This window comes from Pseudomonas grimontii, assembly GCF_007858185.1.
GTDB lineage: Bacteria > Pseudomonadota > Gammaproteobacteria > Pseudomonadales > Pseudomonadaceae > Aquipseudomonas > Aquipseudomonas grimontii.
Genome location: NZ_VFES01000027.1, coordinates 13,209 through 37,961 on the forward strand (window position 1 = coordinate 13,209; position 24,753 = coordinate 37,961).

Consider the following 24,753-nt stretch of genomic DNA (forward strand, 5'->3'; position numbering starts at 1 on the left):
GCGCTGACCCACCCCGGTTCGCCATTCCCTAGCCGCGCTACGCCTGGAGTATTCCTATGCTGACTTTCCTTGGCTTTGCCATGGTCATCACGTTCATGTTCCTGATCATGACCAAGCGCCTGTCCGCGCTGATCGCCCTGATCATCGTGCCTATCCTTTTCGCGCTGTTCGGCGGTTTCGCACCGAAGATCGGCCCGATGATGCTCGAAGGCATCACCAAGCTCGCGCCCACCGGCGTGATGCTGATGTTCGCCATCCTCTACTTTGCCCTGATGATCGACTCCGGCCTGTTCGACCCGGCCGTGCGCAAGATCCTCAAGATGGTCAAGGGCGATCCGCTGAAGGTATCGGTCGGCACCGCCGTGCTGGCCCTGGTGGTGTCCCTCGACGGTGACGGCGCCACCACTTACATGATCTGCGTGGCCGCCATGCTGCCGCTGTACCAGCGCATCGGCATGAGCCCGCGAATCATGGCCGGCCTGATCATCCTCGCTGGTGGCGTGATGAACATGACGCCCTGGGGTGGCCCGACCGCCCGCGCCGCCAGTGCGCTGCACGTGGACCCCTCGGATATTTTCGTACCGATGATCCCGGCGATGGCCGCCGGTGTGGTCGCGATCCTGGTGATTGCCTACATGTACGGCAAGCGCGAACGTGCGCGCCTGGGTGAACTGCACCTGCAAGTCGACGAGATCGACCACAGCGAAATCAGCGTGTCGCAATACCCGGATGCCCGCCGTCCGAAGCTGATCTGGTTCAACGGCGCCCTGACCCTGGCCCTGATGTGCACGCTGATCGCCGGCTTGTTGCCGCTGCCGGTGCTGTTCATGGTGGCATTCAGTATTGCCATGATCGTCAACTACCCGTGCCTGCAACAGCAGAAAGACCGCGTCGCCGCCCACGCCGGCAGCGTATTGGCCGTGGTGGGGTTGATCTTCGCCGCAGGGATCTTCACCGGCATCCTGTCGGGCACCGGCATGGTCGATGCCATGTCCAAGAGCCTGCTGGCCGTCATTCCGGAAGCCATGGGCCCTTACCTGGCGGTGATCACCGCGCTGGTGAGCATGCCGTTCACCTTCTTCATGTCCAACGATGCGTTCTACTACGGCGTACTGCCAGTACTGGCTGAAGCCGCCAGCCACTACGGCATCACCGCCGTGGAAATGGCCCGCGCGTCCATCGTTGGTCAGCCCGTGCACTTGCTCAGCCCGCTGGTACCGTCGACCTACCTGCTGGTGGCCCTGGCCGGTATCGAATTTGGCGATCACCAGCGCTTCACCCTGAAGTGGGCAGTGCTGGTGTGCCTGTGCATAATGTTCGCCGCATTGCTGATGGGGATTTTTCCTCTATTCAGCACTCTATAATCGTACAACCCACTGCGCCGGCCTATCTGCCGGCGCGGTTTAACACTTGCTCAAAGGAATACACATGGAATGGCTGACCAATCCGGAAATCTGGATTGCCTTCTTCACCCTGACGGCCCTCGAGATCGTCCTGGGCATCGATAACATCATCATGATTTCGATCCTGGTCAGCCGCATGCCCAAGCATATGCAGGCACGCACCCGGATCTTCGGCCTGGCCCTGGCCATGGTCACGCGCATCCTGTTGCTGTTGTCGATCACCTGGGTCATGCGCCTGACCGACGATCTGTTCGTGGTCTTCGGCCAAGGCATTTCCGGCCGCGACCTGATCCTGTTCTTCGGTGGCCTGTTCCTGCTGTGGAAAAGCTCCCAGGAGATGTACCACGCTCTGGAAGGCGAAGACGAAACCCACGACGAACCCAAGGGCGCCGGTGGCAAGTTCATCTACACCATCATCCAGATCGCGATCATCGACATCGTGTTCTCCCTGGACTCGGTGATCACCGCCGTGGGCATGGTCTCCCATGTACCCGTCATGGTTGCCGCGATCATCGTTGCGGTACTGGTGATGATGCTGGCTGCCGGCACCATCAGCGACTTCATCGACAAGCACCCGTCGTTGAAGATGCTGGCGCTGTCGTTCCTGCTGGTGGTGGGTACCGTGCTGATCGCCGAATCCTTCGATGTGCACGTGCCAAAAGGCTACGTCTACTTCGCCATGGCGTTCTCGCTGGCGGTGGAAGCGGTCAACATCAAGATGCGTACCGCCATCGCGAAAAAGAAGAAACAGCAGGACCCTGTGAAACTGCGCAAGGATATTCCGGGTCAATAAACCCGAGCCAGACAAAAAAGGGGCTTTTATAAGCCCCTTTTTTTCATCCGCAAAAAGTTGATTTCATGACAGTTTTGTTTCAATCCCCACTTTAGCTATGCGATGCTGGCGCCGAGCCCATTCGCCAACTACAGCTTAACTACAAGACGTAGAACGGCACGCGGCAACTTTCCTTCGCTCCTGTTGGAGCGCACCCACACGGGGGGCCGAGCATGCTGACCTTGCTCAATCTGCTTTCCGCCGTGACCCTGCTTATCTGGGGCACGCACATCGTCCGTACCGGCATCCTGCGGGTCTACGGTTCCAACCTGCGTCAGGTCATCGGGCAGAACATGTCCAAACGCTGGCTGGCATTTGTCGCCGGAATCCTGGTGACCGCCATGGTGCAGAGCAGCAACGCCACGGCGATGCTGGTGACGTCCTTTGTCGGCCAGGGCCTGATGGGGCTGATGCCCGCCCTGGCGACCATGCTCGGCGCCGACGTCGGTACCGCGCTGATGGCGCGGGTGCTGACGTTCGACCTGTCCTGGCTGTCGCCGTTGCTGATCTTTCTTGGGGTGATCTTCTTCCTGTCGCGCAAACAGACGCGGGCAGGGCAGTTGGGCAGGGTCGGGATCGGCCTCGGGCTGATCATTCTCGCGCTGCAATTGATCGTCGAAGCCGCCGGCCCGATTACCCACGCCCAAGGTGTGAAAGTACTGTTCGCCTCGCTGACCGGCGACATTTTGCTCGATGCCCTGGTCGGCGCCTTGTTCGCGATGATTTCCTACTCCAGCCTCGCCGCCGTCCTACTGACCGCCACCCTGGCCGGCGCCGGGGTGATCGGCTTGCACGTGGCCATCGGCCTGGTGATCGGCGCCAACATTGGCAGCGGTGTGCTGGCCTTCCTAAGCACCAGCATGCAGAACGCCGCCGGTCGCCAGGTCGCGCTGGGCAGCCTGCTGTACAAACTGATCGGCCTGCTGCTGATCATTCCGGTGCTTGACCCGCTGGTGCTGTGGATGGACGGCCTGGACTACAGCGCACAAGGCATGGTCATCACCTTTCACCTGCTCTACAACGTCAGCCGCTGCCTGATCCTGCTGCCCACTATCAGTCCGATGGCCAAGCTGTGCGCCTGGTTGCTGCCGGAGCGGGATGAGGTCAACGGCAAGGCCAAACCACGCCACCTGGACCTCACAGCCCTGACCACGCCGAGCCTGGCGCTGGCCAACGCCGCACGGGAAACCCTGCGCCTGGGTGATCTGATCGACAACATGCTCACCGCCATGCAGGAAGTGCTGCGCGGCAAACAAACCGCCATCACCCAGGAAATGCGCAGCCTCAGCGATGACGTCGAGGCACTCTACAGCGCGATCAAACTCTACCTGGCGCAAATGCCCCGCGAAGACCTCAGCGAACAGGACAGCCGCCGCTGGGCGGAAATCATCGAGCTGTCGATAAACCTGAAACTGGCCGGTGACCTGATCGAGCGCATGCTGCGCAAAGTCCAGCAGCAGAAAACCTCGCAGCGTCGCCAATTCTCCGAAGTCGGCCTGGAAGAACTCACCGGCCTGCACAGCCAGTTGATCGCCAACCTGCGCCTGGGGCTGTCGGTATTCCTCAGTGCCGACCCGGAAAGCGCCCGCCAATTGCTGCGTGAAAAGCGCCGCTTCCGCGCCCAGGAGCGCCGCCTGGCCCACGCTCACGTCAGCCGCCTGCAACGCAAGATCGTGCAGAGCCTGGAGACCAGCTCGCTGCATTTGGAGCTGATTGCCGATATGAAACGCTTGAACTCGTTGTTTTGCAGCAGTGCTTATGTAGTCTTGGAAACGTCCGACACCGGCGCACTCTCCGCCGAAGATATTGCCGACATCACACATTCGCCCTGAACGTACGATGGCCCGTGAAGTCAGTTAAAGCTGACCTCACTCGCCAGGAAGCTAGTTATGCGTCGCCTGTTGTTCGCTTGCCTGCTCATGGGTTCTGCCCACGTCTTCGCCTTTGACCGCCTGCAGGTCGAGGGCTACACCTTGCCCAACGGCCTGCAATTGTTGCTTAAACCGGGCACCGAACGTGGCCATGTGGCGATTCGCCTGGTTGTCGGCGTAGGCCTGGACGACTTCAGTTGCGAAGACAAGGAACTGCCGCACCTGCTCGAACACTTGCTGTTCAGCGGCCTAGACGGCGGCGGCGAAGGCGAGCTGGAAGACCGCATGCAGGCCCTGGGTGGTGAATGGAACGCCTACACCAGCAACGCCGACACCACCTTTGTGATCGAGGCGCCCGCGCAAAACCAGCGCAAGGTGCTGGACCTGCTGCTGGCGATCATCACTCGCACCGAGTTGACCGACGCCAATATCAACGCGGCCAAGCGGGTGGTCGAACGCGAAGACGGCGGTCATTACTCTCACCTGCAACGCCTGCTCGACCGCCAGGACCTGGGCCACACCGCCAGTAATCAGTTGGCGGTGGAGCTGGGGCTCAAATGCGCCGAACGCGCCGAGGTCGATCACTTGACCCGCGATCAACTGGAGGCGCTACGCAAAAATTGGTACGCCCCCAACAACATGACCCTGATCATCGTCGGCGACCTCGACAAACTGCTGCCCGCCTACCTGGAACGCACCTACGGCCAACTGGACCCGATCGAACCCAGCGAGCATCCGGCGCTGCCGCAAATCCAGCACGCCGCCGCCAGCCACCGCGACCTGATCCACGGCTGGGTGGGTGACAGTGCCAAACTGCACTGGCTGTTCCCCGAGCCGGTGCTGGACGACCAGCATGATGAAACCTACGACCTGCTCAAGGATTACCTGGACTGGGCGTTGTACCGCCAACTACGCCTCAAGCATGGCTTGTCCTACGGCCCCTGGAGCGAGCGCGAAGTGCTCGGCGGCGTTGGCTTCCTCAGCCTGAATGCCGACCTCGAGCGGGACAACCTCGCCGAAGCCGAGCAGGTGTTGCAAGACCTCAAGGCGCAACTGCTCAAGGACGGCCTTGACCCAACGGTATTTGCCCGCCTGAAACAGGCCGCCATCGCCCGCCAGGCCTGGGCCGTGCAGGGCAACAGCGCGCTGGCCGATTATTACTGGAGCGCCTCAGGCGATTATGACAACGGCCACTTCAGCGACCCGGTCAAACGCATCAAGGCCGTGAGCCTGGAGCAGACCGGCCAGGCCATGCGCGAGTTACTAAAGCAACCGGGTTACTGGCGCATCGAGAAACCGCTGTTGAGTTACGACATGCTCAGCTGGATCGGCGCCGGCGTGCTCGGGCTGATTGCGATCGCGTTGATCGGCGTGCGCAGTTATCGCAAACGGATCGCGTAATGAGGCACCGAACCCTGGGCTAAGACGTTATTCTGTCTGGGATTTTTTCCTATAAAGACTGCGAACCGCCGAATGCAAAACCTGACCCGCTTAATCACCCGCATCCTTGAACTGATGAAGCGCTACCCAGGGGTGATAGCACTCGGCGGTTTTATCTCGGGTGTGTGCAGCTTCATCCTGGTGGATCGCCAGCAGGGCATGGCCAGTTGGATCGCAGTGATCATGCTGGTGAGCTGGCTGTGGCTGATGCTGGAAAACAGCTTTACCCAGCTGTTCACCAAAGTCTTCAAGCGGGAGATACCCGAACCCCTGCTGCGCTACGCGACCCAGATGATCCACCAGGAAAGTCTGTTCTTCGTACTGCCGTTCTTTTTCGTCACCACTGCCTGGAACAGCGGCCAATCCGTGTTCACCGGCCTACTCGGCGCGGCCGCGCTGGTGTCGATCGTCGACCCGCTGTACTACAAATGGCTGGCACCCAAGCGCTCGCTGTTCCTCGCGTTGCACACCCTGACCTTGTTCGCCGCGCTGCTCACTGCGTTGCCAATCATCCTGCACCTGACTACGGCCGAAAGTTACAAACTCGCCCTCGGCGTGGCCATGGCCTTGTCGATTCCAAGCCTGGCAGTGAGCCTACCGCTGCGCAGCCTCAAAGGCTGGGCGATGTTGCTCGGGGTGACGGCCGCCATTGGTTGTGCGGGGTGGTTCCTGCGCAGTTGGGTACCGCCAGCCACCTTGTGGATGACCGAAGTGGCGATCAGCACCCAGTTGCAGGACCGCACCCCAGGCGACGATCTCAAGGAGGTCAACGCCAGCCAACTGCGCAGCACCGGGCTCTACGCCTACACCGCGATCAACGCGCCGCGCGGCCTGGACGAGCGCATCTACCACGTGTGGAAATTCAACGGCAAAGAGGTCGACCGCATCGCTCTGGACATCCACGGCGGGCGCAAGGAAGGCTACCGCGCCTGGACCCACAAGCAGAACTTCCCGCCCGAAGCGGTAGGGCGCTGGCAAGTCCAGGTGTTGACGGAGGACGGCCAGGTGATCGGCGTGCTGCGTTTTAAAGTGACGGACACAGCACAAACCGACAACCCAAAGTAGGCAGGATCGTGCTATTACGTAGGAATTGTGGATAGCCAGACAAGCTCGGAGCTTATGACCAGTAGTACCACGGCCGGCGCAGCCCACCTCGATACGTCCACCGCTCCCCCGTTACTGCGGATTACAGGGGACTGGACGCTTGCCCACTACGCAAACCTGAAGAAGCTGTCGGACAAGCTCGACGGCCAATACGACGCCGGTGCGCGCATCGACCTCAATGGCCTCGGCGCCCTGGATACCGCCGGTGCCTCACTGCTGGTGGAGCTGCTGGGGCCCACCCGTATCGAACAATCCGCCGAGCAGACCGACTGCAGCCTGTCCGCCGCCGACCGCGCGCTGCTCAAGACCGTCTACCGCTCCCTCAACGATTTTTGCGTGCCGGACAAAGCACCGGAAGAAGCCACCGGCATTCAGGTGCTGGCGCGTATCGGCGGGGCCGTGGACAAGGTCTGGCAAGACAGCAAGCAATTGCTGGGCTTTATCGGCCTGATCCTAGAAACCTTCGCCCGGGGCATTTTCCGGCCCAAGCGCTGGCGCGTGACGCCGATGGTCGCTCACCTTGAGCAGGTCGGCCTCGACGCCGCGCCCATCGTCGCCTTGCTGACCTTTCTGGTGGGCGCCGTGGTGGCGTTCCTCGGCGCTACGGTGCTCAAGAGTTTTGGCGCGACTATTTTCACCGTCGACCTGGTGGCGTTCTCCTTCCTACGGGAATTCGGCGTATTGCTCACCGCCATCCTGATCGCCGGCCGTACCGCCAGCGCCTTTACCGCGCAAATCGGCTCGATGAAAGCCAATGAAGAAATCGACGCCATCCGCACCCTGGGCCTGGACCCGATGGAATTGCTGGTGTTGCCGCGCGTGCTGGCGTTGCTGGTGGCGCTGCCGATGCTGACGTTTATGGCGATGCTGGCGGGGATCGTTGGCGGCGGCGTGGTCTGCGCCGTGGCCCTGGACATCTCGCCGGCGATGTTCCTCTCGCTGCTGCAATCGGACATTGGCGTGCAGCACTTCCTGGTCGGCATGGTAAAAGCCCCCTTCTTCGCCTTCCTGATCGCCGCCATCGGCTGTCTGGAAGGCTTCAAGGTCAGCGGCAGCGCCGAATCGGTCGGCGCCCACACCACCTCCAGCGTGGTGCAATCGATCTTTGTGGTGATCGTGCTGGATGCGGTTGCCGCGCTGTTCTTCATGGAGATGGGCTGGTGAGTCGGCTACACCGTGCGCCCACCGAGGCGGTGATTGAAGTGCGTGGCCTGTGCAATCGCTTTGGCAGCCAGCGCGTGCACGAGAATCTCGACCTGGATTTGTACAAGGGCGAGATCCTTGCGGTGGTCGGTGGCTCCGGCAGCGGTAAATCGGTGCTGCTGCGCAGCATCGTCGGCCTGCGCCGGCCCAGTGAGGGCGAAGTGCGGGTGTTCGGTAAGAACCTGCCGAGCTTGCCGGAACATGAGCGCTCGCTGGTGGAACGGCGCTTTGGCGTACTGTTCCAGAAGGGCGCGCTGTTTTCCTCGCTGACGGTGACCGAGAACGTGGCGCTGCCGCTGATCGAACATGCAGGGCTCAGCCGCCGTGATGCCGAGCACCTGGCTGCGGTAAAGCTGGCGTTGGCCGGGCTGCCGCTGTCAGCGGCCGACAAATACCCCGCGTCATTGTCCGGCGGCATGATCAAGCGCGCAGCCCTGGCACGCGCGCTGGCGCTAGACCCGGACATCCTGTTTCTCGACGAACCCACCGCCGGCCTCGACCCGATTGGTGCGGCGCAATTCGATCAACTGATCCTGACCCTGCGTGACGCGCTGGGCTTGAGCGTGTTCCTGGTCACCCATGACCTGGACACGCTCTACACCATCACCGACCGTGTGGCGGTGCTGGCGCAGAAGAAGGTGCTGGTGGCCGATGCCATCGATGTCGTCTCGGAAACGAACGACGCCTGGATTCACGAATATTTCCACGGCCCCCGAGGCCGCGCGGCATTGGATGCCGCTCAACCGCTCAACGAGGTATGACATGGAAACCCGAGCCCATCATGTGATGATCGGTCTGTTCAGCGTGATCGTGGTGGTCGGCGCGATGCTGTTTGGCCTGTGGCTGGCCAAATCCAGCGTCGACAGCGCCTTCCAGGATTACGAAGTGATCTTCAACGAGGCGGTCAGTGGCCTGTCCCAGGGCAGCTCGGTGCAGTACAGCGGGATCAAGGTGGGCGATGTCATCAGCCTGCGCCTGGACCCCAAGGACCCGCGCCGCGTACTCGCGCGCATCCGCCTGGCCGGCCAGACCCCGATCAAGGAAGACACCCAGGCCAAACTCGCGCTGACCGGCATCACCGGCACGTCGATCATCCAACTCAGCGGCGGCACCCCGCAAAGTCCGGAGCTCAAGGGCAAGGACGGCAACCTGCCGGAGATCATCGCCTCGCCATCGCCTATCGCGCGGTTGCTGAATAACAGCAACGACCTGATGACCAGCATCAACCTGCTGCTGCACAACGCCAATGACATGTTCTCTGCGGAAAACGTCGACCGCATCAGTAAAACCCTGGACAACCTGCAGCAAACCACCGGTGCCATTGCCGATCAGCGCGGCGACATCAAGGTGGTGATGCAGCAACTGATGCAGGTGAGCAAACAGGCCAGCGCCGCCCTGGAGCAGACCACGGTGCTGATGCGTAATGCCAACGGTTTGCTCAACGATCAAGGCAAACAGGCCTTTGGCAGCGCCGAACAGGCGATGAAATCCCTTGAGCAAAGCACCGCCACCATCAATACCTTGCTGACCAACAACAAGGACTCGGTGAACAGCGGCATGCAGGGCCTCAACGAACTGGCGCCGGCGGTGCGTGAACTGCGCGAAACCCTCGGCTCACTGCGCGCCATCTCCCGCCGCCTGGAAGCCAACCCCAGCGGTTACCTGCTGGGCAGCGACAAGAACAAGGAGTTCACGCCATGAAGCGTGCTTACCAAATGATCGCCCCTGTGGCCCTGGCGCTGATCAGCGCATGCTCGATCCTGCCCAAGGCGGATCCGTCGGACGTGTACCGACTGCCCTCGGCCCAGGCCGTCAACCAGCAGGGAGCGCCGGTCAACTGGTCGCTGCGTCTGGCCAAGCCGCAGACCAGTGAGTTTCTCGACAGCGCGCGCATCGCCGTGGTGCCCAACGGCGATTTGATCAGCAGCTATGCGAACTCACGCTGGAGCGACCCGGCGCCGGTGCTGTTGCGTAATCGCCTGATGGACGGTTTCCAAGGTGATGGGCGCGTGACGCTGTTGAGCACCGACGACACCAACCTGCAGGCCGACTATGAGCTGGGCGGGCAGTTGCAGGCGTTTCAGAGTGAGTACCGCGGCAGTGCGGTAGAGGTGGTGATCCGCCTCGACGCACGCCTGGTGCGTGGGAGTGATCAGCGGATTATTGCCAGCCGGCGGTTTGAAGTGCACCAGCCGGTGACTGACACCAAAGTGCCGGCGGTGGTGGCCGGGTTTGGGTTGGCGGGAGATCAGTTGAACAGGCAGGTGGTGGAGTGGGTTGTTCAGCAGGGCAACGGGGCGGGGAAACGCTGAGGGCCTCATCGGGGGCAAGCCCCCTCCCACATTTTGAGTGTATTCACAGATCAACATGTGGGAGGGGGCTTGCTCCCGATAGCAATCCAAGCCTCAGCCAAAGAACCAGTAGCACACCGCAATCGCCGCCACCACACCGGCAAATTCAGCCAGCAACGCGCACCCTACGGCATGCCGCGCCCGCTGGATGCCCACCGAGCCGAAGTACACCGCCAACACATAAAAGGTGGTTTCCGTACTGCCCTGAATCGTCGCCGCCACCAACGCCGGGAAGCTGTCCACACCCTGGGTCTGCATGGTCTCGATCAACATCGCCCGGGCCGCGCTGCCGGAGAATGGCTTGACCATTGCGGTCGGCAGGGCGTCGACAAAACGCGTGTCCATGCCGGTCCAGGCCACCACATGGCGAATACCTTCGAGGCCCAGATCCAGCGCGCCGGAGGCACGTAATACGCCCACCGCACACAACATCGCCACCAGGTACGGCAACAGGTTCTTGGCGACATCGAAACCTTCCTTGGCCCCTTCGACAAACGCCTCGTACACCTTCACCTTGCGCAATGCACCGATCAGCAGGAACAGCATGATCAGGCCGAACAACGTCAGGTTGCCGAGGATCGACGACAGCCCGGCCAATGCGGTGGCCGAGAGGGTCGCCAGCAGGGCCATGAACCCACCCAGTACCAATGCGCCGGGAATCAGGTAGGCGAGCACCACCGGGTCCCACAGCCGCAGGCGCTGCATCACCGCCACCGACAGCAGGCCCACCAATGTGGACGCACTGGTGGCCAGCAGGATCGGCAGGAATACCAGCGTCGGATCGGGCGCACCTTGCTGGGCGCGATACATGAAGATCGTCACCGGCAACAGGGTCAGGGAGGATGCATTGAGCACCAGGAACAGGATCTGCGCGTTAGTCGCCGTGTTCGGGATGGGATTGAGTTCTTGCAGTGCCTTCATGGCCTTCAGGCCGATAGGTGTTGCTGCGTTATCCAGGCCCAAGCCGTTGGCGGCAAAGTTAAGGGTGATCAGGCCGATAGCGGGGTGACCGGCCGGCACTTCCGGCATCAAGCGCAAGAACAGCGGGCCAAGGGCCTTGGCCAGCCATTCGACAATCCCGGCTTTTTCGGCGATACGCAAAAAGCCCAGCCATAACGTCAGGGTGCCGAACAGCAGCACCATCACTTCCACCGACAATTTGGCCATGGCGAAAATGCTTTCAACCATCGCCGCAAAAATCCCGGCGTTACCGCCGACCAGCCATTGCGCCAGTGCTGACACCATTGCCACGACAAAGAAGCCAAGCCACAGGCCATTGAGCATCAGTTGAATCCCCCGAAAGATGGGGCGAATGATAGCGGGGCTGACAGAAACGACAAACCCCGGATTTCCCGGGGTTTGTTTTGTTCAGCCGTTATCAGCCGCGGCTGACTTCACCGGCCGGCAGCGCCTGCTTGGTGCGCCAGTGCGGCAGGGAGTTCCAGTAGCGCTCGCCCTTGGCGTCGTCGTACATGCCTTCCCAACGGGAGATGACCAGCACGGCCAAGGCGTTGCCGATCACATTCAGTGCGGTACGGGCCATGTCCATGATGCGGTCGACACCGGCGATGAACGCCAAGCCTTCCAGCGGGATGCCGACGCTGCCCAGGGTGGCCAGCAGCACCACGAAGGACACGCCCGGCACACCGGCGATGCCTTTGGAAGTGACCATCAGGGTCAATACCAGCATCAGTTGCTGGCCGATCGACAAGTCGATGCCATACAGCTGGGCGATAAAGATCGCCGCGATGCTCTGGTACAGGGTCGAACCGTCGAGATTGAACGAGTAGCCGGTCGGTACCACGAAGCTGCAGATGGCCTTTGGCGCGCCGTAGGCTTCCATCTTCTCGATCACACGCGGCAGAACAGTCTCGGAACTGGCGGTGGAGTAGGCCAGCACCAGCTCGTCCTTGAAGATGCGCATCAGCTTGAGGATCGAGAAGCCAAACAGGCGGGCGATCAGGCCCAGCACCGCAAAGGCGAAGAACAGGATGGCGACGTAAACCAGGATAACCAGCTTGGCCAGCGGCAGCAGCGAGGCGAAGCCGAAGTTGGCCACGGTCACCGCAATCAGCGCGAATACGCCGATGGGGGCGTACTTCATGATCATGTGGGTGACTTTGAACATGCTCTCGGACACGCCCTGGAACATGGTCACCAGCGGCTCGCGCAGCTCCGGCTTGAGGCTCGACAAGCCCAGGCCGAACAGCACCGAGAAGAAGATGATCGGCAGCATCTCGCCACGGGCTACAGCGGCGAAGATGTTAGACGGGATCAGGTTGAGGATGGTCTGGATGAACGCATGCTCATGCTGCACCTCGGCGGCGGTCGCCTGGTACTTGGAAATATCGACGGTACCCAGGGTACTCATGTCGATGCCTGCGCCCGGATGGAACAGGTTGGCCAGCAGTAGCCCGACCACGATAGCGATGGTGGTGACCACTTCGAAGTAAAGGATGGTTTTGACGCCGATACGCCCGAGCTTTTTCGCGTCACCAACACCGGCAATGCCGACGATCAGTGAGGAAATCACAATCGGGATCACGATCATCTTGATCAGGCGGATAAAGATATCGCCCGCTGGCTGCAACACATTGCTGATCCACCAGGCCTTTTCAGCGCTGAAATGGTTGAGCACTGCACCGATTGCAATCCCCAGCACCAAACCGATGAGGATCTGCCAGGCGAGGCTTAGCTTTGCCTTCTTCATGTCATTACCCTTACTTCAAGTGAACTTAAGGCAAATGCGCCAGCTGGAACGCTCGAAAGCGAAAAAGTGTGTGCATCTGCCTCCATGAAAGGTCACCGCAGCGTGGCCGAAATGGCTTACTGGCAGGCGAAAAAAGGCGCAACTATTCCCATGCAAGGGGACGACGTCTAATGCCGTAAACGCCTACCCCATGCCGAATCGGCATGACTTTTTTTCATAATAACTGTCCGAACGGTCAGTTCAAATGTGACATTTTGTCCTGTGAATATGCCGTGAACCGGCCAGTTCAGGCTCGCGCAGAGATTCTGAACGTCTTGGGGAGGATGGCAGAAATACCCGAGAGCTCTGCCGTCGAGCGTCGGAAACGTCCTATAGCGCGAGCAAAACTTTCTCGATAGATGGTCGCCCTGACACACCAAGTAATGGTTGGTAACAGGCGAAAGGGGAATTTGCAGCTATGGGCGGCATACGAGGCGGGAATGAGAGTGATAAGCCCGCCGCAAGTTCAGCAAGCCGTGGGCTTGTGAACCTGCGTCGCAGCTTTTCACCTGACCTGGCCCTTGCGCAGGCACTCCCTGTGCCCGTAGGTCACGCCGATCTCAATTGATCAGAACAACCCGGCCCCCTGGTCACGCATCCCCCTTGGCGGGGGATGCAGACAGAAAGAAGCGAGGGGCTTCTTTCTATGGACGCTGATCGCGCAGACGACAGACCCGTCAGACGCAACCTAGTACCAATTCGGATCTTTCTTCAGCTGCTCCATCAGCAGCTTCTGCATGCCTTCGTCCGGCTTACCGATAAACCGGTAATCGGCATGCCGCGTCGGAGACTTGTCCGCCGGCAAACCGGCAGGGACTTCCACCAACATGGCGTAGGCATCTTCCTTGTCGAGGCTGAAGGCCACGATCAGGCGCTTGTTAAGGCACGTATCCGCAGTTTCGCAGAGCGGCCCCACCAAGTACTTATCGCCATCTTCTTCCACGGCATTCATCTGCTCGGCCGTGCCCGACAGGTTCAAGACCCATTCCGGCAGGCGCTCTTCTTTCTTCACCACGCCTTGCCAGGTCTCGCGGTACTGCGGATCCGCGCTGAGCAGTTCGTTGGCCCGCGACTGACCGTCATTGGCGGCCATCGCGAAGCCGCTGCCGCCCAAGAGCACAGCGGCAGCAATCGCTTTGAGGGACAAAGTGGTCATTTTCAGCCTCGGCCGCGACGACCAAAGAAGAACGAAGCAATGAACATCACCAGGAAGACCACAAACAGAATCTTGGCGATACCCGTGGCGGTGCCCGCGATACCACCGAAGCCCAGGACTGCGGCCACAATGGCGATGATCAGAAATGTGATTGCCCAACTCAACATGGTGATTCTCCTTACGCTTCTATAAAAGGTAACAGCGGTGATGCCGTTCAGGCGCTCAACACAAGCGTCCGACGTTTTTGCCTAGAACACCCAACGCTCTTGGGTTGGCAGCTCGCCCAGGGTGGAGTCCTGATCGGCCACTCTCAATTGCTTGGCGGTCACATCGGCAGAAACGCTCCCGACGGCACGGCTCTCAATGGAACTGAAATGGGTCTGGGTCATTACCGGACGTTCGAATTGCGGGGCTTGGGGCTGACTCTGCTGCCAATGTTGCATCTGCTGGCCTGCAATCAGCGTGACCATCAGGGCCAGGCTGGCAAACAGCCCCTGTTGCATACGCAGTGGCGATACACGCAGTTGGCTGAGGTGTTGGCGAGTCATGCTGCTTTTCTCCCGCATTCTGATTATTCGTTCATGACGCTCTTGAGAGAGGTATTGCAGAGCGCATGCCAGCTTTTTCACAAAATAAAAACCATTAAAATCAATAGCTTATAAATTAAGGCTCAACTGGCGGCGCAGCATCCTGCACGATCCACCGCTACAGGCCGTGCGAAATGCACGATGGCCAGCGGTCGGGTCAAAGGATCGAATGCGCGGGTTGAGTTGCCGAAGTGGCAAGACGGCATGAAAACGCCATCAGACGGGGCTTTGTAGGAAGACTTGCAGATAGCTGCACGACGTTGCTTTTTATCGATCAGAATAAACCATGCAACTTGCCCGATTATTCCGGGACTAAACACCATCATTCATAGTTAAGGAGCGCGGGACAGATGGAATCAGCCAAGGAACTTCAAGGCCGCATTCTTTTAGTGGATGACGAGTCCGCGATCCTCCGCACCTTCCGTTATTGCCTGGAAGATGAAGGCTACACCGTCGCCACCGCCAACAGCGCCGCCCAGGCCGATGCCCTGATGCAACGCCAGGTGTTCGACCTGTGCTTCCTGGACCTGCGCCTGGGTGAAGACAATGGCCTGGATGTATTGGCCCAGATGCGGATCCAGGCGCCGTGGATGCGTGTGGTGATCGTCACCGCCCATTCCGCCGTCGATACCGCCGTGGACGCGATCCAGGCGGGTGCCGCCGACTACCTGGTCAAGCCTTGCAGCCCCGACCAACTTCGCCTGGCCACCGCCAAACAGCTGGAAGTGCGCCAGCTTTCCGCACGCCTGGAAGCATTGGAGGGCGCCGTCCGCCAGCAGAAGGACGGCCTCGATTCCCATAGCCCGTCGATGATGGTTGTGCTGGAAACCGCACGCCAAGTGGCGGGCACCGATGCCAATATCCTGATCCTCGGCGAATCCGGCACGGGTAAAGGCGAATTGGCCCGGGCCATTCACGGCTGGAGCAAGCGCTCGAAGAAATCCTGCGTGACCATCAACTGTCCGTCGCTGACGGCAGAACTGATGGAAAGCGAGCTGTTCGGCCATAGCCGTGGCGCCTTTACCGGTGCCAGTGAGAGCACGTTGGGCCGGGTCAACCAGGCGGACGGCGGTACGCTGTTTCTCGACGAGATCGGCGACTTTCCCCTCACACTGCAACCCAAGTTGCTGCGATTTATCCAGGATAAGGAATATGAGCGCGTGGGCGACCCGGTCACCCGGCGTGCCGATGTACGTATCCTGGCCGCCACCAACCTGAACCTGGAAGACATGGTGCGCGATGGCCGCTTCCGTGAAGACCTGCTGTACCGCCTGAATGTCATCACCTTGCACCTGCCACCGCTGCGCGAGCGCAGTGAAGACATCCTCACCCTGGCAGACCGCTTCCTGGCGCGCTTCGTCAAGGAATACGCCCGCCCGGCGCGTGGCTTCAGTGATCAAGCACGCGAAGCCCTGCTCAACTATCGCTGGCCCGGCAATATCCGCGAACTGCGCAACGTGGTGGAACGCGCCAGCATCATCTGCCCACAGGAAAAGGTCGAAATCATCCACCTCGGCATGGCCGAGCAACCGACCAATAACGCCCCACGCATTGGCGCGGCGCTGAGCCTGGACGAGCTGGAGAAAGCCCATATCGGCGCCGTACTGGCCACCAGCGACACCCTGGACCAGGCGGCCCGCACGCTCGGCATCGACGCGTCGACCCTGTACCGCAAACGCAAACAGTACAACCTGTGAGCTGCACCTTATGAAACTCGCGATGAAACTGCGCACTCGGTTGTTCCTGAGTATCTCAGCGCTGATTACCGTCGCCCTGTTGGGTCTGATCCTGGGTCTGGTCAGCGTCATGCAAATGGCCAAGACCCAGGAGTCCCTGATTCGCAGCAACTTCGTCACGCTGGACCTGGGGCTCAAACTGCGCCAAAGCCTGGGCGACCAATTGCTCATGATGCTGGAACATCGCCCCGATCCGCAGGCATTGCAAAGCTCCAAGCAACGCTACTTCGACCTGCTTGACCAAGGCATCGCCCATGAGCAACGCGACGGTCATAGCCACGGTTTCAGCCAGGCGCGAACCCAATACCAGAACCTACTGGACGCATTCGAGCAATCCCAGCAAGCGTCGCCACCACCGGGCAGCAAGGAAAAACTCACCGAAGCCTTCAATGCGCTGCGCAACGGGCTGATTGCCGAACATAAGCAGGCCCTGGAAAACATCAGCAACAGCGAGCATAAATCCCGCGCGCGCGCCTTGCTGATCGCCGGCTTGCTGGGGTTGGTGGGCCTTGCAGTGCTGATCATCGGATTTGTCACGGCCCATGGCATCGCCCGGCGATTTGGCGGGCCGATCGAAGCGCTGGCAAAAGCCGCGGACAAGATCGGCCAGGGTGATTTTGAAGTGACGCTACCGATCTCTTCGGCAGCGGAAATGAACCTGTTGACCCGTCGCTTCGGGCTTATGGCGGAGGCGGTGCGCCAGCATCAGGCAACCAATGTTGACGAACTGCTGGCCGGCCAGCAGCGCCTGCAAGCCGTGCTCGACAGCATCGACGATGGCCTGCTGATGATTGACCGCCAAGGCCGCCTGGAGCATCTCAACCCCGTTGCGCAACGCCAATTGGGCTGGGACGAGGAGCGCCTCGGCCAAGGCCTTGGCGAAGCGCTGGTGCGCCCGGAGCTGGATGAACAACTGCAACTGGTGTTGCGCGGCGGCAATCTGGAGCGCGCACCGGAAGACCTGGAAGTCGAAGTAGAGGGCGAGCTGCGCCTGCTGACCTACAGCCTCACACCCGTCAGCCATACCCAGGGACATATCCTTGGGGCGGTGATGGTGCTGCACGATGTCACCGAACAGCGCGCCTTCGAACGGGTACGCAGCGAATTCGTCTTGCGCGCCTCCCATGAACTGCGCACGCCGGTGACCGGCATGCATATGGCGTTCGGCCTGTTCCGTGAACGCGCGAAGTTCCCGCCGGAATCCCGTGAAGCGGACCTGCTGGATACGGTCAATGAAGAAATGCAGCGTCTGATGCAGTTGATCAACGACCTGCTCAACTTCTCGCGTTACCAGAATGGCCTGCAGAAACTCACCTTGGGCCCCTGCGACGTGACCGATCTGCTCGAACACGCCCGTGCGCGCTTTGTGGAGCCCGCCAATGCGCAACACATCGAACTGTTGGTAGAAGTCCAATCCGACCTGCCACGGCTGTATGCCGACCAGGCGCAATTGGAACGGGTACTCGACAACCTGTTGGGCAATGCCCTGCGGCATACCGCCGACGGTGGGCAAATTCGCCTGCAGGCGCGACGTCATGGCGAACGGGTGATTATCAGCGTCGAAGACAACGGCGAAGGTATCGCTTATGGCCAACAGGGACGCATCTTCGAACCCTTTGTCCAGGTTGGCCGCAAGAAGGGCGGCGCCGGCCTGGGGCTGGCGCTGTGCAAGGAGATCGTGCAGTTGCATGGCGGCCGCATGGGGGTGTATTCACGGCCGGGGCAGGGCACCCAGTTCTATATGGCGCTGCCCTTGTAGGAACGAGCTTAACGCCGGTTCAGGGCACGCAAGATGGCAGCACTTTCGGCATCCGGCATGCCATCAAACAGCGATGGCCGGAACCGCATCTGGAACGCCGCGATCACATGGCGCGTGGCGACATCCAACTCACCCGTCTGAGGTGTCGGGTAACCAAGGAGCGCCAACTCTTCCTGGAACCAGGTAATGCTCGGCAATTCAGCGGCGTACTGCACCTGGAAGCGGGCCACGGCCTGGGCATCCGGCCACACACTCAGGCCTTCATCGGCAAGGCGCTTCCAGGGAAACAGCGGCCCCGGGTCGAGCTTGCGCAGGGGCGCAATATCGCTATGGCCGATGATGTTCCTGGGGTCGATGCCATTGCGCTTGCTGATGTCCTTGAGCAACACCACCAGCGATTTCACTTGGGCCTCGGAGTACGGGTACCACAAGCGGCCTGTGGGTGTGTCCTTGTAGCCGGGGTTTACGATCTCGATGCCGATGGAGCTGGAATTGAGCCAGGTACGCCCCATCCACTCGCTTTCGCCGGCATGCCAGGCACGCTGGCCTTCATCCACCAGCTTGTAGATGGTGGCGCCGGCGTCGTCACCGATCAGGTAATGCGCGCTGACCTGGCCGTGGGTCAACAGGGCCAGGGAACGTTCGAGATTGGTCGAGGTGTAGTGGACGACCACGAACTGCACGCGGTTGTCGTGGTTCGCCGAGGGGTGGCTGGTGTCCAGGCGCGGACCACTGGCGCAGCCGGCGAGCAGAAGAAATACAAAGGCGAAGTACAAGGATTTCATGACGGAAGACAGTACGCTGAGGACGATAATGCAACAGTGTAACGTACCGTTTGTGGCCCAGCGGGCAAATTACACAATCGAACATCTTTTACGCCGCCTGCACCTGATTACGCCCAGCCGCCTTTGCCCGATACAACGCCTCGTCGGCCCGCTTGAGTGCCAGCTCGCTGCGCTCACTCGGCTGCAACTGCGCCACGCCCATGGACACGGTAATGGTCACCGGTTCGCCCTTGAAGTGGAATGGGCAGGCCGCAATCGCGGCACGCAGTACTTCACCCACTGCCAGGGCATCCGACAGGGATGAGTCGGGCATCAGTAACACAAACTCCTCACCGCCAAACCGCGCGATAAAGTCGTTTGGGCGCAGGCGCTTGCGCAGTACGTTGGCGATGATTTTCAGCACCTTGTCACCCGCCAGATGACCATAGCCATCGTTGATGCGCTTGAAGTGATCCAGGTCCAACATCGCGAGCGACAGGCTATTGCCACGCTGGTGCCAGCTATTGACCTCATGATCCAGGCGCTCGCTCCAGGCCGCGCGGTTAGGCAAGCCGGTGAGCGGATCGATCAGGGCCTTCTGGCGTTGCACCTCCAGGTGCTCACGGTAGCCCTGGGCTTCCTGCTCCATATTGGCGACCCGCTCGGCCAGGCCTTTCAAGCGCGCCGCCACTTCCTGCTCGCGCCGGTCACGTTGTTGCTGGTGCTCGTCCATGGTCCCGAGCAAACCTTCCAGATGGCTTTCGAGCACCTGCTTGAGGCTGTCCAGGTCCGCCGCTTCCTGGACGCTGCTTTGCAGACCGTCGACCTGTTCGCGAATCTGCGTGTCCAGCTCCCTGGCCGCAGAGCGGCTGTCGGCATGGCCGTCGCTGGCCACTTGCAGATGACCCTGGAAGGCTTCGAGGCGTTCGTTGAGCTGTTTGAGGTAAGCCTCGAACTCGTGGTGGCCACTGTCGGTGATCGCCAGCATCAGCACCGCCAGGTCATCGAGGATCGGCAGCAATTCGTACCAATTCAACCCGTGGGCCAAGCGCTCGCGCATGGCTTCGGCCTGAGGCCGATGGCGCTCGGGCAAAGCCAGCTCTTCCAGCAGGCCGATCAGGGTGTCTTCGATGTGCTTGGCCACGGAGCTGTACGACGGCTCCGGTGAATCCGGCAAGGAATAGGGGCCATCCGATTGAAGTTCGTCGGGGTCCAGTTCTTCGGCGTCGAGAACCGGTGGGAGCGAGAGGCTGCCGATCACCGTCTCCTCCGGCGCCTCGACGGCAACCTGCGGCGTTTCGATAAAGGCGGCGAGAGCGCTTTCGGAGGTGGGCTCTTCCACCTGCGGCTCGGGCTCCCTGGGCTCGACAGGTGCCGAAGATACGTCGACAGGCGCAGCCACTGCGACCTTTTGAGCAGGCGCCTCGTACACAAACTTTTCACTGGCGACATCGGCAACCTTGGCGGGCGCTGCAGCTCCAGGCTGCGCGGCGACCGGCTCATCAGGCGGCGGTGAAAATGCCCGCAGCGCTTGCGTCAACTCGTCGGACTGTTCGGGCTCCTGAGGCTCGGCGGCAGGCTTGGGCGCGACAGGCGCAACAGGTGCCGGGGGCGGGCTGGGGACGGGCTCGCTGGTCGCGGCCTCGCTCGAAACGTCCTTGGCACCAAACAGGCGTTGCAACAAACCCGGCCCTGGGCGCACAGCTTCACCTTCCGGCTCCAGGTTATTCAGCGCCTGCCCTTGCAGGCTGCTCAACTCGCTAAGCAACAACGGGATCTCACGGGCCTGGCTGACGCGGCCATCCAACTGCTTGGCAAAGGTCTTTAGCGGACGAGCTACCTCACGAGGCAGCGGCAGCTTTTGCAACTGCGTAACCAGGGACGTCAGTGCGCTGCTCATCTGGTCGATCCGGGTTTCGCGGCGCTGCTCCGAATCCAGTACCGCCTTCTCCAGGCGCGGCAGCAAGGCGGCGAGGGCGGCGTCCATGTCGTCGGTACGCACAACGTCGCGCATTTCCTTCATGCATTGGTCAACCGCGCGGTCGGTCCCTTCCGCCGCCAGCGTACTGCGCACCAGCCCACGGCGCAGCAGGTCGAGGCGGGCAGCCCAACGGCGTTCGAGCTTTTCTTGTTGCTCGATACTTAACAGGTATTTTTCTTTCCAGCGCTGGGCGTCGTCGCTCATGCAAGGGGTCCGCGAGGGCCGGGGCTCAACGCGGGTAATGCATCAGCCGTGAGCGAACCCGGCAGACGAATCTCTACCGCGACCGGCAGGTGATCGGAGATGGGCTGCGCCAGCACCTGCACACTCTCAAGCGTGAGGGTCGGACTGAGCAGGATATGGTCTAGACAGCGTTGCGGGCGCCAGCTGGGGAACGTGGCTTCGACTTGCGGCGCCAGTAACCCGAGGTCACGCAACGGGGAATTCAGCAGGAGGTCGTTCGCGTGGGTGTTCATGTCACCCATCAACACCTGATGCTTGTAGTTGCCAATCAGGTCGCGCACGTAGGCCAGCTGCAGGTTGCGCGTACGCCCTCCGAGCGCCAGGTGCATCATCACCACCACCAAGGCTTCAGGCCCTTCGCCAAAACGCACGAGAATCGCCCCGCGCCCCTTGGGGCCCGGCAACGGGTGATCTTCGATGGCCGTTGGCTTCAAGCGGCTGAGCACACCATTACTGTGCTGCGCCAGGCGCCCGAGGTTGCGATTGAGCTGCTGATACCAATAGGGGAAGGCCCCCAGATGCGCCAGGTGTTCGACCTGATTGATATAGCCGGAACGCATGCTGCCGCCGTCTGCTTCCTGCAGGGCGACCAAGTCGAAATCACTCAACAGGTCGCCGATCTTCTGCAGGTTACCGGCACGGCCGTTGTGGGGCAGCAAGTGCTGCCAGCCACGGGTGACGTAGTGCCGGTACTTCTCGGTACTGATGCCCACTTGGATATTGAAGCTGAGCAGGCGCAGACGGCTGTCCGCCGGCAAGCCTGTGGACTCCAGGTGATGTTCGTTAACCTGCGGTTCATGCAGGCCAACGACACGTTCGGTACCCCAGCGGCGCATGAGGAGCCCCTTACTTGGCTGCGCGTTCTTTGGCGATCAGCTGGTCGGCAACATTGAGGGTCGCTTCAGGACCACCGGTGGTGCCCAGGTCGAAACGGTACTTGCCGTTGACAATCATGGTCGGTACGCCTTGCACGCCGTACTTCTGCGCCAGTTCCTTAGCCTGTTTGATCTGGCCCTGGATGGCGAAGGAGTTGAAGGTGGCCAGGAACTTGTCCTTGTCGACGCCCTGGGTGGCAATGAAGTCAGCCATTTCGTCCGGCTTGGTCAGGCGCTTGCCTTGTTTCTGGATGGCGTCGAATACGGCGTTGTGGACCTTGTGCTCCACACCCATGGCTTCGAGGGTCAGGAACAGTTGGCCGTGGGCATCCCATGGGCCGCCGAACATGGCGGGGATGCGCTTGAAGTTCACGTCTTTAGGCAGCTTCTCGACCCAAGGGTTGATGACCGGCTCAAAAGCGTAGCAATGCGGGCAGCCGTACCAGAACAGCTCCACCACTTCGATCTTGCCCGGTACCGAAACCGGCACTGGGTTGGCCAATTCAACGTAGGTCTTACCGGCTTCAAGCGGCACATCGGCAGCTTGCGCGGTCATGCCGAAGAGGCTGGCAGTGACGAGAGCGGCGCTGAGGATCAGATTACGCATGCTTTACTCCTGGACAAATAAAGTCGCCTCACGCGACCTTTGTTGTGACAGGTCTACGCGGGCATGAGTTCGTTAGTGTAACGGCAGCGGCCACAAAAAAGGGCAGCCTAAGCCACCCTTTTTATGCTTGCATCGATGGATTAATCGAGCGTTAACGTTGCGTGCACCTTAGTGCAGGCCCTGGATGTAGCTGGAGACGGCTGCAATGTCCTCGTCACTCAGCTTGCGAGCGATGGTACGCATGATCATCGCATCACCATCGTTGGCCCGGCCGGCTTCTTCTTTACGGAAATCGGTCAACTGCTTGGCAACGTATTGGGCATGCTGGCCACCCAGGTGCGGGAAGCCCGCTGCAGCAATCCCTGCGCCATTTGGCGAGTGGCAGCCAATGCAGGCTGGGAGGCCCTTATCGAGGTCACCGCCGCGGAACAGTTTTTCGCCACGGGCCACCAGCTTCGGATCAGCAGCTCCCACACTGCCTTTCTGGCTGGCAAAATACGCCGCGATATCCGCCAGGTCCTGATCACTGAGGTTGGTCAGCAAGCCGGTCATTTCCAGGACCGTGCGCTTGCCATCCTTGATGTCGTGCATCTGCTTGGTCAGGTAACGTTCACCCTGGCCGGCCAGTTTGGGGAAGTTCGGCGCCGGGCTGTTACCATCCGGCCCATGGCAAGCACCACATACGGCGGCTTTCGCTTGGCCGGCAGTGGCAACACCTTTAGGGGGGCCCTCTGCAGCAAAGGCAACACCGGTGATGCCCAAGGTCAACAGCAGACTCACGATCAGTTTGTTCATCAGCTAATCCAACTACGGCTAAGGGTTTAAGAGTTATCTACCGGGTTTACTCACCATCAACTCAATGATGGCCTGGTAATCCTCGGTACTGCAGTCCATGCACAAACCACGCGGCGGCATTGCCTTGAAACCCTGGGTCACGTGTTGCACCAGCGTGTCCATGCCCTGCGCCAGTCTTGGCGCCCAGGCTGCCTGGTCACCCCGCTTCGGGGCATTCGGCAGTTGGCCAGCATGGCAAGCCACGCAAACTCGGTTGTACAGCGCTTCCGGATCCTGTGTAGCCTGAGCACCATAAAGCGGAATCAGGACACCGATAGCGAGCAACCATCTGGTCATACATCGACCTTTTCAGGGTTTGAGAGCGTTTTGCGTTCTAATGCGCAATAAAGGTCTATCGCTCCCGTGAACTTCATCCTTCGCTGGGACAAAGCACACACAAAATCTGCGGCATTATATACTGGCGCTACTGAAACGGAAACGACACCGCTTGCCGCACCCTTTTTCGGCACCGCCCACATCGGAAATCTCATGCAACTCAAGAACCCCATCCTCGGCCTGTGCCAACAGTCCACCTTCATGCTCAGCGCCGCCAAAGTTGACCAATGCCCCGATGACGAAGGCTTTGAAGTCGCCTTCGCCGGCCGCTCCAACGCCGGTAAATCCAGCGCACTGAACACCCTGACCCACGCCAGCCTGGCGCGCACCTCGAAAACCCCGGGTCGCACACAGTTACTCAACTTCTTCAAGCTAGACGATGATCGGCGTCTGGTCGACCTGCCAGGCTACGGTTATGCAAAAGTACCTATCCCGCTGAAGCTGCACTGGCAGCGTCACCTGGAGGCTTATCTGGGTGGCCGCGAGAGTTTGAAGGGGTTGATCCTGATGATGGACATCCGTCATCCAATGACCGACTTCGACCTGCTGATGCTCGATTGGGCTGTCGCCAGCGGCATGCCGATGCATATCCTGCTGACCAAGGCCGACAAGCTCACCTACGGCGCAGCCAAGAACACCCTTCTCAAAGTGCAGTCCGAAATCCGTAAGGGTTGGGGTGACACCATTACCATCCAGCTGTTCTCGGCGCCCAAGCGCATGGGCCTGGAAGATGCCTATACCGTGTTGGCCGGCTGGATGGAATTGGCTGACAAAGGTGCGGAACTCGCGGAATAACTTTTCTGCGGGCAAAAAAAACCCCGGACTTCGTATGGGGAGGGGAAGTTCGGGGTTCAAGTTCCGGACCGCTAGGGCGGGGTCCAGATATCTGCCAACACTTAACACAACATAGGAGCATTGAAGG

The 24,753-nt window shown here is 60.6% G+C and carries 23 protein-coding genes; 12 read left to right on the forward strand and 11 right to left on the reverse strand.

Features of this window, described 5'->3' with window-relative positions:
- Positions 1-56: 56 nt before the first annotated feature.
- The 9 genes from FIV39_RS28620 (at position 57) to FIV39_RS28660 (ending at position 10,165) form a co-directional block, all read left to right on the forward strand.
- Positions 57-1,364, forward strand: coding sequence for a CitMHS family transporter (locus FIV39_RS28620; protein ID WP_053127258.1), 1,308 nt, complete (start codon positions 57-59; stop codon positions 1,362-1,364).
- A 64-nt stretch (positions 1,365-1,428) separates the two neighbouring features.
- Positions 1,429-2,196, forward strand: coding sequence for a TerC family protein (locus FIV39_RS28625; protein WP_027608010.1), 768 nt, complete (start codon positions 1,429-1,431; stop codon positions 2,194-2,196).
- A 212-nt stretch (positions 2,197-2,408) separates the two neighbouring features.
- Positions 2,409-4,067 carry a Na/Pi cotransporter family protein gene (locus FIV39_RS28630; protein WP_090401244.1) on the forward strand — a complete coding sequence of 553 codons (1,659 nt, stop codon included), beginning with the start codon at positions 2,409-2,411 and terminating at the stop codon, positions 4,065-4,067.
- A gap of 57 nt (positions 4,068-4,124) precedes the next feature.
- On the forward strand, positions 4,125-5,507 hold the full coding sequence (locus tag FIV39_RS28635; RefSeq protein ID WP_090401245.1) for a M16 family metallopeptidase: 1,383 nt from the start codon (positions 4,125-4,127) through the stop codon (positions 5,505-5,507).
- A gap of 72 nt (positions 5,508-5,579) precedes the next feature.
- Entirely contained in the window at positions 5,580-6,611 is a 1,032-nt protein-coding gene (locus FIV39_RS28640; RefSeq protein WP_090401246.1) for a DUF5924 family protein, read from the forward strand.
- Positions 6,612-6,665: 54 nt separating this feature from the next.
- Complete coding sequence (locus FIV39_RS28645) at positions 6,666-7,814, forward strand: ABC transporter permease (protein WP_090401247.1); 1,149 nt, start codon at positions 6,666-6,668, stop codon at positions 7,812-7,814.
- The gene (locus FIV39_RS28650) at positions 7,811-8,614 is read left to right on the forward strand and encodes an ABC transporter ATP-binding protein (RefSeq protein WP_090401248.1); all 804 of its coding nucleotides are present in this window, start codon (positions 7,811-7,813) and stop codon (positions 8,612-8,614) included. Before FIV39_RS28645 ends, FIV39_RS28650 begins: the two co-directional genes overlap by 4 nt.
- A gap of 1 nt (position 8,615) precedes the next feature.
- Positions 8,616-9,554: an MlaD family protein gene (locus FIV39_RS28655; protein ID WP_090401249.1), complete on the forward strand. Its 939-nt coding sequence runs from the start codon at positions 8,616-8,618 to the stop codon at positions 9,552-9,554.
- Positions 9,551-10,165, forward strand: a complete 615-nt coding sequence (locus FIV39_RS28660) for an ABC-type transport auxiliary lipoprotein family protein (protein ID WP_090401250.1) — start codon at positions 9,551-9,553, stop codon at positions 10,163-10,165. Before FIV39_RS28655 ends, FIV39_RS28660 begins: the two co-directional genes overlap by 4 nt.
- Positions 10,166-10,258: 93 nt before the next feature.
- On the opposite strand, the gene FIV39_RS28665 is transcribed toward FIV39_RS28660, so the two are convergent.
- From FIV39_RS28665 to FIV39_RS28685, 5 genes are all read right to left on the reverse strand, one after another.
- Positions 10,259-11,488, reverse strand: a complete 1,230-nt coding sequence (locus FIV39_RS28665) for a nucleoside recognition domain-containing protein (protein WP_090401251.1) — start codon at positions 11,486-11,488, stop codon at positions 10,259-10,261.
- Between the two features lie 94 nt (positions 11,489-11,582).
- Positions 11,583-12,914 (reverse strand): glutamate/aspartate:proton symporter GltP, encoded by a 1,332-nt coding sequence (gene gltP / locus FIV39_RS28670; protein ID WP_090401252.1) that lies wholly within the window; start codon positions 12,912-12,914, stop codon positions 11,583-11,585.
- A 727-nt stretch (positions 12,915-13,641) separates the two neighbouring features.
- Positions 13,642-14,109 carry an inhibitor of vertebrate lysozyme family protein gene (locus FIV39_RS28675; protein ID WP_065946470.1) on the reverse strand — a complete coding sequence of 156 codons (468 nt, stop codon included), beginning with the start codon at positions 14,107-14,109 and terminating at the stop codon, positions 13,642-13,644.
- A gap of 2 nt (positions 14,110-14,111) precedes the next feature.
- Positions 14,112-14,276 (reverse strand): DUF1328 domain-containing protein, encoded by a 165-nt coding sequence (locus tag FIV39_RS28680; protein WP_003170804.1) that lies wholly within the window; start codon positions 14,274-14,276, stop codon positions 14,112-14,114.
- Between the two features lie 81 nt (positions 14,277-14,357).
- Entirely contained in the window at positions 14,358-14,657 is a 300-nt protein-coding gene (locus FIV39_RS28685) for a hypothetical protein (RefSeq protein WP_065926887.1), read from the reverse strand.
- Between the two features lie 389 nt (positions 14,658-15,046).
- Between FIV39_RS28685 and algB the strand changes: the two genes are divergently transcribed.
- Positions 15,047-16,393 (forward strand): sigma-54-dependent response regulator transcription factor AlgB, encoded by a 1,347-nt coding sequence (gene algB / locus FIV39_RS28690; RefSeq protein WP_065926864.1) that lies wholly within the window; start codon positions 15,047-15,049, stop codon positions 16,391-16,393.
- A 10-nt stretch (positions 16,394-16,403) separates the two neighbouring features.
- The gene (locus FIV39_RS28695) at positions 16,404-18,191 is read left to right on the forward strand and encodes a KinB sensor domain-containing domain (RefSeq protein ID WP_090401253.1); all 1,788 of its coding nucleotides are present in this window, start codon (positions 16,404-16,406) and stop codon (positions 18,189-18,191) included.
- 8 nt (positions 18,192-18,199) lie between these two features.
- On the opposite strand, the gene FIV39_RS28700 is transcribed toward FIV39_RS28695, so the two are convergent.
- The 6 genes from FIV39_RS28700 to FIV39_RS28725 form a co-directional block, all read right to left on the reverse strand.
- On the reverse strand, positions 18,200-18,976 hold the full coding sequence (locus FIV39_RS28700; RefSeq protein WP_090401254.1) for an N-acetylmuramoyl-L-alanine amidase: 777 nt from the start codon (positions 18,974-18,976) through the stop codon (positions 18,200-18,202).
- An 88-nt stretch (positions 18,977-19,064) separates the two neighbouring features.
- Positions 19,065-21,140 carry a GGDEF domain-containing protein gene (locus tag FIV39_RS28705; RefSeq protein ID WP_090401255.1) on the reverse strand — a complete coding sequence of 692 codons (2,076 nt, stop codon included), beginning with the start codon at positions 21,138-21,140 and terminating at the stop codon, positions 19,065-19,067.
- On the reverse strand, positions 21,137-22,015 hold the full coding sequence (locus FIV39_RS28710) for an endonuclease/exonuclease/phosphatase family protein (protein ID WP_090401256.1): 879 nt from the start codon (positions 22,013-22,015) through the stop codon (positions 21,137-21,139). Before FIV39_RS28710 ends, FIV39_RS28705 begins: the two co-directional genes overlap by 4 nt.
- A gap of 10 nt (positions 22,016-22,025) precedes the next feature.
- Positions 22,026-22,661, reverse strand: a complete 636-nt coding sequence (dsbA, locus tag FIV39_RS28715) for a thiol:disulfide interchange protein DsbA (RefSeq protein ID WP_027608027.1) — start codon at positions 22,659-22,661, stop codon at positions 22,026-22,028.
- Positions 22,662-22,829: 168 nt separating this feature from the next.
- A complete protein-coding gene (locus FIV39_RS28720; RefSeq protein WP_090401257.1) occupies positions 22,830-23,456 on the reverse strand; it encodes a c-type cytochrome in 627 nt (208 codons plus the stop codon).
- A 33-nt stretch (positions 23,457-23,489) separates the two neighbouring features.
- On the reverse strand, positions 23,490-23,792 hold the full coding sequence (locus FIV39_RS28725; protein ID WP_090401258.1) for a c-type cytochrome: 303 nt from the start codon (positions 23,790-23,792) through the stop codon (positions 23,490-23,492).
- 192 nt (positions 23,793-23,984) lie between these two features.
- Between FIV39_RS28725 and yihA the strand changes: the two genes are divergently transcribed.
- A complete protein-coding gene (gene yihA / locus FIV39_RS28730) occupies positions 23,985-24,626 on the forward strand; it encodes a ribosome biogenesis GTP-binding protein YihA/YsxC (protein WP_027608030.1) in 642 nt (213 codons plus the stop codon).
- The last annotated feature ends 127 nt before the right edge of the window (positions 24,627-24,753 follow it).

Bases quoted from the DNA above. Each gene is read 5' to 3' on its own strand.
- FIV39_RS28675 (WP_065946470.1), bottom strand. From the start codon at position 14,109: ATGACCACTTTGTCCCTCAAAGCGATTGCTGCCGCTGTGCTCTTGGGC.
- algB (WP_065926864.1), top strand. From the start codon at position 15,047: ATGGAATCAGCCAAGGAACTTCAAGGCCGCATTCTTTTAGTGGATGAC.
- FIV39_RS28725 (WP_090401258.1), bottom strand. From the start codon at position 23,792: ATGACCAGATGGTTGCTCGCTATCGGTGTCCTGATTCCGCTTTATGGT.
- FIV39_RS28695 (WP_090401253.1), top strand. From the start codon at position 16,404: ATGAAACTCGCGATGAAACTGCGCACTCGGTTGTTCCTGAGTATCTCA.
- FIV39_RS28625 (WP_027608010.1), top strand. From the start codon at position 1,429: ATGGAATGGCTGACCAATCCGGAAATCTGGATTGCCTTCTTCACCCTG.
- FIV39_RS28685 (WP_065926887.1), bottom strand. From the start codon at position 14,657: ATGACTCGCCAACACCTCAGCCAACTGCGTGTATCGCCACTGCGTATG.
- FIV39_RS28665 (WP_090401251.1), bottom strand. From the start codon at position 11,488: ATGCTCAATGGCCTGTGGCTTGGCTTCTTTGTCGTGGCAATGGTGTCA.
- FIV39_RS28635 (WP_090401245.1), top strand. From the start codon at position 4,125: ATGCGTCGCCTGTTGTTCGCTTGCCTGCTCATGGGTTCTGCCCACGTC.
- gltP (WP_090401252.1), bottom strand. From the start codon at position 12,914: ATGAAGAAGGCAAAGCTAAGCCTCGCCTGGCAGATCCTCATCGGTTTG.
- FIV39_RS28700 (WP_090401254.1), bottom strand. From the start codon at position 18,976: ATGAAATCCTTGTACTTCGCCTTTGTATTTCTTCTGCTCGCCGGCTGC.
- FIV39_RS28630 (WP_090401244.1), top strand. From the start codon at position 2,409: ATGCTGACCTTGCTCAATCTGCTTTCCGCCGTGACCCTGCTTATCTGG.
- FIV39_RS28710 (WP_090401256.1), bottom strand. From the start codon at position 22,015: ATGCGCCGCTGGGGTACCGAACGTGTCGTTGGCCTGCATGAACCGCAG.
- FIV39_RS28705 (WP_090401255.1), bottom strand. From the start codon at position 21,140: ATGAGCGACGACGCCCAGCGCTGGAAAGAAAAATACCTGTTAAGTATC.
- FIV39_RS28720 (WP_090401257.1), bottom strand. From the start codon at position 23,456: ATGAACAAACTGATCGTGAGTCTGCTGTTGACCTTGGGCATCACCGGT.
- FIV39_RS28640 (WP_090401246.1), top strand. From the start codon at position 5,580: ATGCAAAACCTGACCCGCTTAATCACCCGCATCCTTGAACTGATGAAG.
- yihA (WP_027608030.1), top strand. From the start codon at position 23,985: ATGCAACTCAAGAACCCCATCCTCGGCCTGTGCCAACAGTCCACCTTC.
- FIV39_RS28645 (WP_090401247.1), top strand. From the start codon at position 6,666: ATGACCAGTAGTACCACGGCCGGCGCAGCCCACCTCGATACGTCCACC.
- dsbA (WP_027608027.1), bottom strand. From the start codon at position 22,661: ATGCGTAATCTGATCCTCAGCGCCGCTCTCGTCACTGCCAGCCTCTTC.
- FIV39_RS28660 (WP_090401250.1), top strand. From the start codon at position 9,551: ATGAAGCGTGCTTACCAAATGATCGCCCCTGTGGCCCTGGCGCTGATC.
- FIV39_RS28655 (WP_090401249.1), top strand. From the start codon at position 8,616: ATGGAAACCCGAGCCCATCATGTGATGATCGGTCTGTTCAGCGTGATC.
- FIV39_RS28680 (WP_003170804.1), bottom strand. From the start codon at position 14,276: ATGTTGAGTTGGGCAATCACATTTCTGATCATCGCCATTGTGGCCGCA.
- FIV39_RS28620 (WP_053127258.1), top strand. From the start codon at position 57: ATGCTGACTTTCCTTGGCTTTGCCATGGTCATCACGTTCATGTTCCTG.